Source organism: Sinorhizobium sp. 22678, from assembly GCF_052044265.1.
In the GTDB taxonomy this organism is placed as follows: domain Bacteria; phylum Pseudomonadota; class Alphaproteobacteria; order Rhizobiales; family Rhizobiaceae; genus Sinorhizobium; species Sinorhizobium meliloti_A.
The window spans coordinates 1-5115 of sequence record NZ_JBQEMS010000054.1 but is presented as its reverse complement, the minus strand read 5'-3'; the positions used below and the strand labels follow the sequence as shown (position 1 = coordinate 5115).

At 59.4% G+C, this 5115-nt stretch carries 5 protein-coding genes; all 5 read left to right on the top strand.

The genetic code is table 11. The features are described from left to right. The coding region (locus tag ACTJKL_RS31890; protein WP_440854752.1) for an electron transfer flavoprotein subunit beta/FixA family protein at nucleotides 1–583 on the top strand (583 nt) is incomplete at its 5' end. Between the two features lie 77 nt (nucleotides 584–660). Continuing rightward, complete coding sequence (locus ACTJKL_RS31885) at nucleotides 661–1593, top strand: electron transfer flavoprotein subunit alpha/FixB family protein (RefSeq protein WP_440854751.1); 933 nt, start codon at nucleotides 661–663, stop codon at nucleotides 1591–1593. A gap of 79 nt (nucleotides 1594–1672) precedes the next feature. Continuing rightward, nucleotides 1673–2557, top strand: coding sequence for a formyltetrahydrofolate deformylase (purU, locus tag ACTJKL_RS31880; RefSeq protein ID WP_427143619.1), 885 nt, complete (start codon nucleotides 1673–1675; stop codon nucleotides 2555–2557). Between the two features lie 6 nt (nucleotides 2558–2563). Next, a complete protein-coding gene (folD, locus tag ACTJKL_RS31875) occupies nucleotides 2564–3472 on the top strand; it encodes a bifunctional methylenetetrahydrofolate dehydrogenase/methenyltetrahydrofolate cyclohydrolase FolD (protein WP_427143618.1) in 909 nt (302 codons plus the stop codon). A gap of 6 nt (nucleotides 3473–3478) precedes the next feature. Continuing rightward, nucleotides 3479–5115 (top strand): electron transfer flavoprotein-ubiquinone oxidoreductase (locus ACTJKL_RS31870; RefSeq protein WP_440854750.1); only part of this gene is annotated, 1637 nt, incomplete at its 3' end.

Sequence of the window (5115 nt, the reverse complement as noted above, 5' to 3'; positions counted from 1 at the left end):
GGAAGTTGTGGTCGTCTCCGTCGGTCCGGCCAAGGCGGAAGAAACCTTGCGCACGGCGCTCGCCATGGGCGCGGATCGCGCCGTCCTGGTCGAGACTGATGATGCCGTCGAGCCGCTCGCCGTCGCCAAGATCCTCAAGGGGGTCGCGGAAGCCGAACAGCCGGGCCTGATCATCGTCGGCAAGCAGGCGATCGACGACGATTCGAATCAGACCGGTCAGATGCTGTCGGCCCTGCTCGGCTGGCCGCAGGCGACGTTTGCCTCGAAGGTTGAGGTCGGATCCGGTTCTGCCCAGGTGACGCGCGAAGTCGATGGTGGTCTCCAGACCATCGAAGTCAAGCTTCCGGCCGTGGTGACGACGGACCTGCGCCTCAACGAGCCGCGTTATGCTTCGCTGCCGAACATCATGAAGGCGAAGAAGAAGCCGCTCGACAAGAAGTCGCCGGCCGATTTCGGCGTCGATACCGCCCCGCGCTTGAAGGTGCTGAAGACCGAGGAGCCGTCGGGCCGCAAGGCAGGCGTCAAGGTTAAGTCGGTCGCCGAGCTGGTCGAAAAGCTCAAGACCGAAGCCGGCGTGCTCTAAGGCGTTCATGCCCCGAAAAGTGGGAACCGGTTTTCGGACAAGGGCATGAACCGAAGGAATCAAGGGAGAACACAACCATGGCCATTCTTCTTCTGGCAGATCACGACAACGCAACCCTTTCCGACCAGACCGCCAAGGCGCTGACGGCAGCATCGAAGATCGGTTCCGACGTGCATGTGCTCGTCGCCGGCTCTGGTGCCAAGGCTGCGGCCGATGCGGCTGCAAAGCTCTCGGGCGTGACGAAGGTCCTGCTCGCCGACGATGCAAGCCTCGGCAACAACCTCGCCGAACCGCTGGCAGCGCTCATCGTGTCGCTTGCCGGCTCCTATGACGCCATCGTCTCGGCTGCGACCTCGGTCGGCAAGAATGTGCTGCCGCGTGTTGCTGCCCTGCTCGATGTCGCGCAGGTCTCGGAAATCGTCGAGATCGTCTCTGCCGACACGTTCAAGCGTCCGATCTATGCGGGCAATGCCATCCAGACGGTAAAGTCGTCCGATGCGAAGAAGGTAATCACGGTTCGCACCGCCTCGTTCTCCCAGGCCTCCCAAAGCCCATCTGCTGCCGTTGAGGAAATCTCAACGGCAGCTCTTTCTTCAGGACTTTCATCCTTTGTTGCTGATGCGCTGTCGGCTTCAGATCGCCCGGAACTTACCTCAGCGAAGATTGTAATCTCTGGCGGTCGCGCTCTTGGCTCTGCCGACAAATTTGACGAGGTAATCGTACCAGTTGCCGATAAGCTCGGCGCTGCCATCGGTGCCTCCCGTGCTGCTGTCGATGCCGGTTATGCGCCGAACGACTGGCAGATCGGCCAGACCGGCAAGGTTGTTGCCCCCGACCTCTACATCGCCTGCGGCATTTCTGGCGCCATCCAGCATCTGGCCGGCATGAAGGACTCGAAGGTGATCGTCGCGATCAACAAGGACGAGGAAGCGCCGATCTTCCAGGTCGCCGATTACGGTCTCGTTGGCGATCTGTTCGATGTCCTGCCCGAACTTGAAAAAGCCCTTTAACCGCAATTTCACATGAGACGGCGAGGTCACCTCCAGGCGGCCCAGTGTCTGCTGATGTTAGATGGAGTAGCCTGTGACTATGGAAAATCTGGTTCTTACGGTGTCATGCAAGTCCACAAGGGGAATCGTTGCGGCGATCTCCGGCTATCTGACTGACAAGGGTTGTAATATCCTTGATAGCTCGCAGTTCGATGATCTTGAGACCGGCCGGTTCTTCATGAGAATTGGCTTCAAGTCGGAAACCGGTATCCCGGAGCGTGATATCCGCGAAGGCTTTGATGAGGTCGCAAAGCGACTTTCAATGTCCTACGAGTTTCATCAAGGAGATAAGAGGACAAAAGTCCTTCTTATGGTCTCGCGCTTCGGTCACTGCTTGAACGATCTCCTTTATCGCTGGAGGATTGGCGCGCTTCCGATCGACATCGTTGGTGTCGTCTCCAACCACTTCGACTATCAGAAGGTGGTCGTGAACCATGACATTCCGTTCCACCACATCAAGGTAACCAAGGCGAACAAGCCCCAGGCGGAAGCGCGTATGCTCGAAATTGTTGATCAAACGGGTACCGAGCTGGTTGTGCTCGCCCGCTACATGCAGATTTTGTCCGACCAGCTCTGCGCCAAGATGTCGGGCAGGATCATCAACATTCACCATTCCTTCCTGCCCAGCTTCAAGGGCGCAAATCCCTACAAGCAAGCGTACGAGCGCGGTGTGAAGCTGATTGGCGCGACTGCCCACTATGTGACGGCAGACCTCGATGAAGGCCCGATCATCGAGCAGGATACCGTTCGTATCACGCATGCCCAAAGCCCTGACGACTACGTGTCGCTGGGGCGCGATGTCGAAAGTCAGGTTCTGGCTCGTGCGATCCACGCGCACATCCATCATCGCACCTTTGTTAATGGCAATAGGACTGTCGTGTTCCCGGCCAGCCCCGGAAGCTACGCGTCCGAACGGATGGGGTAACCACCGATGACCGCAATCATTGATGGGAAACAGATCGCCGCCGCCATCGTAGCGCAGGTGAAGAGCGCAGGCGAAGCATTACATTCAAACACAGGCGTGCAGGCAGGTATCGCAGTTGTAATCGTTGGTAATGACCCTGCTAGCCATGCCTATGTCTCCTCGAAGGCTAAAATGGCCCACGAGTGCGGCTTCCTGTCAATTAAGCACGAACTGTCGGAGGATACGAGCCAAGAAGAGTTGGCGACGCTCATCGAGTCACTCAACGATGACCCGCTCGTACACGGTATTCTCGTTCAGTTGCCTCTTCCAGGTCATTTGCGGTCAGACACGATCATTCGCGCCATTGCCCCGGCGAAGGATGTAGACGGTCTACATTTCGCGAACGCTGGCAGAATCGTAACAGGCGATCTCGATGGCGGGCTGGTTTCCTGTACACCGGCAGGTGCCATGGTATTCGTTCGCGATGTCCATGGCGACGACCTTACAGGGCTGCACGCTGTTGTGATCGGCAAGTCGAACTTATTCGGAAAGCCGATGTCAGCGCTGCTGCTGGAGGCCAATGCGACGGTTACCACGGTGCATAAGGGTACGCGCGATGTTCCCGGTCTTTGCAGAAACGCCGATATTGTTGTCGTTGCAGCGGGTCACCCTGGCCTTGTCAAAGCTGACTGGGTGCAGCCAGGTGCAACGGTTATCGATGTCGGGATTAACCGGATTGCCGCTCCCGAGAAAGGCGAAGGGAAGACGAAACTCGTCGGCGATGTTGCGTTCGAGGAAGTGGCGCGTGTCGCAGGTGCCATTACGCCGGTCCCCGGCGGCGTAGGTCCGATGACGATTGCTATGCTAATGGCAAACACTGTGATTGCTGCGTACCGGTTCGCCGGTTTGACCCCACCCAAGTTTGCAAGTCAGTGAAAACGCATGAGTGAGATTCCCGCACGCGAAAGCATGGAATTCGACGTTGTGATCGTTGGTGGGGGACCTGCGGGGCTTTCGGCGGCGATCCGGCTGAAGCAGGTCAATCCGGAGCTCTCGGTCGTCGTGCTCGAAAAGGGCGCCGAAGTCGGCGCGCATATCCTGTCGGGCGCCGTCGTCGATCCCATCGGCATCGACCGGCTGCTGCCGGACTGGCGCAAGGACGCCGACCGTCCGTTCAAGACCGAAGTGAAGGACGACCACTTCCTGTTCTTGGGCCCGGCCGGCTCGATCCGCCTGCCGAACTTTTTGATGCCGCCGCTGATGAACAATCACGGCAATTACATCGTCTCTCTCGGCAACGTCTGTCGCTGGCTGGCGACAAAGGCGGAAGAACTCGGCGTCGAAATCTATCCGGGCTTTGCCGCAACCGAAGTGCTCTACAACGACGAGGGTGCCGTCATCGGCGTTGCCACCGGCGACATGGGTATCGAGAGGAACGGCGAGCCGGGACCGAACTTCGCCCGCGGCATGGCGCTGCTCGGCAAATACACGCTGATCGGCGAGGGCGTGCGCGGCTCGCTCGCCAAGCAGCTGATTTCGAAGTTCGATCTGTCGAAAGACCGCGACGTCCAGAAGTTCGGCATCGGCCTGAAAGAGCTCTGGCAGGTTAAGCCCGAGAACCACCGTCCGGGCCTGGTGCAGCACTCGTTCGGCTGGCCGCTCGGCATGAAGACCGGTGGTGGTTCGTTCCTGTACCATCTGGAAGACAACCTCGTCGCGGTCGGCTTCGTCGTGCACCTGAACTATAAGAACCCATACCTCTTCCCGTTCGAGGAGTTCCAGCGGTTCAAGACCCATCCGGCCATCCGCGGCACCTTTGAAGGCGGCAAGCGGCTGTCCTATGGCGCTCGCGCCATCACCGAGGGTGGCTACCAGTCGGTGCCGAAGCTGTCGTTCCCAGGCGGTGCGCTGATCGGCTGTTCGGCCGGTCTCGTCAACGTGCCGCGCATCAAGGGCAGCCACAATGCGGTGCTGTCTGGCATGCTGGCGGCTGACAAACTGGCAGAAGCGATCGCGTCGGGCAGGGCCAATGACGAGCCGGTCGAGATCGAGAACGAATGGCGCCAGACCGATATCGGCAAGGACCTGAAGCGGGTCAGGAACGTCAAGCCGCTGTGGTCGAAATTCGGCACGGCGATCGGCGTGGCACTCGGCGGTCTCGACATGTGGACCAACCAGTTGTTCGGTCTGTCGCTGTTCGGCACGCTGAAGCACGGCAAGAGCGATGCGCAGAGCCTCGAGCCGGCAGCAAAGCACACGAAGATCGATTACCCGAAACCCGATGGCGTGTTGACCTTCGATCGTCTGTCCTCGGTGTTCCTGTCGAACACCAACCACGAGGAGGATCAGCCGGTGCATCTGCAGGTCAAGGACATGAGCCTGCAGAAGCGCTCCGAGCACGACATCTATGCCGGCCCGTCGACGCGCTACTGTCCGGCTGGCGTCTACGAGTGGGTGGAGAAGAACGGCAAGCCGGTCGTCGTCATCAACGCGCAGAACTGCGTGCACTGCAAGACCTGCGACATCAAGGACCCGAACCAGAACATCAACTGGGTGCCGCCGCAGGGCGGCGAAGGCCC